The organism is Bacillus hominis (genome assembly GCF_018332515.1).
In the GTDB taxonomy this organism is placed as follows: Bacteria; Bacillota; Bacilli; order Bacillales; family Bacillaceae_G; genus Bacillus_A; species Bacillus_A hominis.
In genome coordinates this window covers 1-3,559 of record NZ_BOQD01000223.1, presented here as the reverse complement: position 1 = coordinate 3,559, position 3,559 = coordinate 1, and the positions used below count along the sequence as shown (strand labels likewise).

Annotated in this window: 1 protein-coding gene; it reads left to right on the top strand. The window is 30.8% G+C overall.

Annotation, left to right across the window (positions count from 1 at the left end):
- Positions 1 to 54: 54 nt before the first annotated feature.
- Entirely contained in the window at positions 55 to 3,225 is a 3,171-nt protein-coding gene (locus tag KI356_RS19985; protein ID WP_212936237.1) for an ATP-binding cassette domain-containing protein, read from the top strand.
- Positions 3,226 to 3,559 lie beyond the last annotated feature (334 nt).

The window sequence follows — 3,559 nt, the reverse complement described above, 5'->3', positions numbered from 1 at the left end:
GTAATTATTATCTTATAAAAACGATTTTTAAGAACGATAAGAATAGAGGTTAATATGAAAGTAAATCAATTAATTGCAAACAATATAAACAAATTAGACGCAGAAATACCGGTAAATAAATCATTTGGAATTGCTGGATTGTCTGGATCTGGTAAAACAACTTTTTGTCAAACAATTGGTGAAGAATCAAAGAAGCGCCTTGTTTCCTTATTACCAAAGGCTGAATATCAGTATTTATTTCCTAACATTATGGAAACGAATTTTAGTGCTATTAAGATGGAAGAAATGCCTTTAGTACTTTTTCTAGGAAAATCATCTATTTCTTCTAATCCACGTTCAACGATTGGTACTCATACAGGTGTTTTTAAAGAGATACGTGAAAGACTTGCTGAAAAATATAATCTTTCTCCTGAGGTCTTTTCATTTAATAATCAGTTAGGTTGGTGTCCTGGTTGTAAAGGACGTGGTACTACTAAAAATATTGAGTGTAAAAAATGTGAGGGCAGACGTTATAGTCAAGAGGTTGAACAATATACAATTGAATTGTTTGATAAACCACATACTATTTCTGACATTAATGATTTAAGTGTTGAATCTATTCTTTCATTAGCAGAAGTTTTAAATATTAGTGAAGCGAAACAACATATTCTTCAAAACATTGCTAATATGAATATTGGTTATTTAACATTAAATCGGATTATGGGTACATTGTCAGGTGGAGAAATTACACGACTGTACTTGGCAGAATTTATGGCAGTAAGTGAAAATACGGTAATTATTATTGATGAAATTTCAGTAGGGCTGGATCATGAAACACTATTGAAAATTTTAGAAGAGATTAAACAATTAGGATGTAAGAATCAAATTTGGCTTATTGATCATTCAGACACAGTGCTTGATACAACTGATGAGCAATTGTTCTTTGGCCCAGGTAGCGGGAAATATGGTGGAACAATTGTTGAAGAATCGCCAAGGCCAGACCCAATAATTTGGGGAATAAATCATGAAATACCAACAGAATACTATGCATTCCATGATTTATATTGCCGTAATATCCAAATGACTGAATTTCAGGTTCCTAAAAATAGACTTGTAACTGTTACAGGTGAATCTGGATGTGGTAAATCAACACTTGTTAATGAATGCATATCCAAAGATTTTCTGAAACGATATCCAAAAGATAAACTAGTAATGGTAGGACAAGATCGAAACCAATCAATTACAAGTCGATCAACCGTTGCGACTTTCTTGGATATTAAAAAGAAACTTACAAAATATAGTGAAGATATAGATGATATTTTTGAGCGTTCGATTGAAGATATCATTGATGAACTTCCTAATGAAGATATCGCTTATAAACGTTTGAGTTTATTAATCAAACTTGGACTTGGTTATTTGACATTAGAACGAAAAACACAAACATTATCAACGGGTGAGTTTCAATGTGTTCATTTAGTTTCGGAGTTATTTGCTAATGTAAGAAACCCACATACACTATTTATTTTTGACGAGCCTTCAAAAGGGTTATCACAAAATATTTTAAATCAATTCATCGATAGTGTTAGAGGGATATTGCAAGATGAATCAGTCTCTATCATTATGATTGAGCATAATAGTTACATGCTTGAAAGCTCTGATTATATCGTTGATTTTGGGAAAAGACAGTTTGAATCTGTAGAGCATCTTGATGTAGTTAGTCATGAGGATTATTATCGTCAAAAAAATGATATAGATAAAGTTACTCCATTACATATTTCTTCAACACTGAATCAACAAAATGGAATTAACTACTTAGCAGAAAGTCATATTTCTTATTTTAAAAATGCAGAAAACATCTACAAGGGTGGCATATTAAAAAGCTTATCATCAATGGCTCGTTTAATTTACGGTGAATACGAATCTGATACAATTGCGCCTGTTGTTGCTATTGATCTCGAAAGACATTTGTATAGTCAATATAGTTTCTTATATGAAATTGGTGGATTGATCAATCATATTGTAGCTGCTCATCCGACTAATAAAGATACGAGAAGTTTCGATTTCTATTCTCAGGATAATCATTGCCCATCATGTTCAGGACGTCTTAAGATAGAAATTTTTGATAAGGAAATTGTAATTCAAGATAAAAACATTCCATTTTGGGATGGTCTATTCTATCCGGAAATCATGAAAGTATTAAAGTTTTATCAGTATGAAAAAATAGAATTTCTATTTGAAGAAATTAAAAATGAGCTTGGTCATGATTTGTCAAAGAGCTACAATGATATGTCAGAAGAAGAAAAACATACATTTTGGTACGGATATTTTGAAAAATCATTTTATGATAAAAAAGGGAAGACACGTAGAACGTGGGTAGGATTTAATACGATCATTGGTGGATATATTGTTATTTCAAAAGCAGCTATTAAAGAAGATATTAAGAATTCTAAAGAAATGATGACATGTCCAATTTGTGAGGGGACGGTTTTAAATCATCATAAACCGCTTAAATTTGAAAACTTAGATATTCGCGAAATAATCAATCAGCCTATAACTGAAGTGTTGAAAACAGTTGGTGATTTACCAGCACTCGTTAAATTGAAATCTATTGTTGGTGGCGATATAAGATTGACAGAAGATGTTTCTTTATTGCCAAGAAAAGCACAAGTTGCACTGAAAATGTTCGAATTAGAACAAGCAAGTTTTTCAAATTATGAAATGGTATTACAAAATGTTTTACCATTCTGGGGCGAAATTAAAGGTAATGTCGAATCCATCAGCAATAAAAATAAGGTGACTATTTGTGATTTCCAAAATATTAATGAAACAAGAGAAACTATCATAGATAAGTATTTCACAAATGGAAAATATAAAAAACTAACATATGTGTATGAAGCATTTGGTTATAAAAAATTAGTTACCCAAATTAATAAAATTAAAAAAAGCAACCCATGTCCATTCTGTAACGGAAAGAAAGTAATAACAGAAGATAACCTGCATGACGGCGTGTTTAAATTAACAATTCCATGTGTAACTTGTAATGCAACTGGTATCAATGATGAAGGGCTTAAAGAAATTGTTGAGGGCATAGATGTGCAAACATGGTTAATTGGAAAAGTTAGTGATGTTGTGGATGAAAGCTTACGAACTGAGGATGTTGCAGACATTCTAATATTTAATCGAATTCGTGAGTTGAATAAACGAGAAATGATGGCAGTTTATGAATGTCTTGAGAAAAATAATTAAACTGAACAACTAGTACATATATATTATAGAATTAATGATTGTAAAAACGTAAATACGCGATTTTAATTATGTAAATATAATATATTTAATTGTTGTTTAAATCGTTAAAAACAGTTAACTCTCAAGTCCACTGTTGTTTAAGCTATAGTTGAACTTCGAGGTAGATGTAATTTTATAAGTAATAAAAAAGGCATATTGTTTGCCTTTTTTATTTTATTGATGCCCCAAACTATTTAGCGCAATGACTTGGTGATTTGATTCGTCTTTTAATCTAATCATAAAAATGGTATGTAGTTCATTATTAATTAAAACTTGTTTCTACAGTAATGCTGGA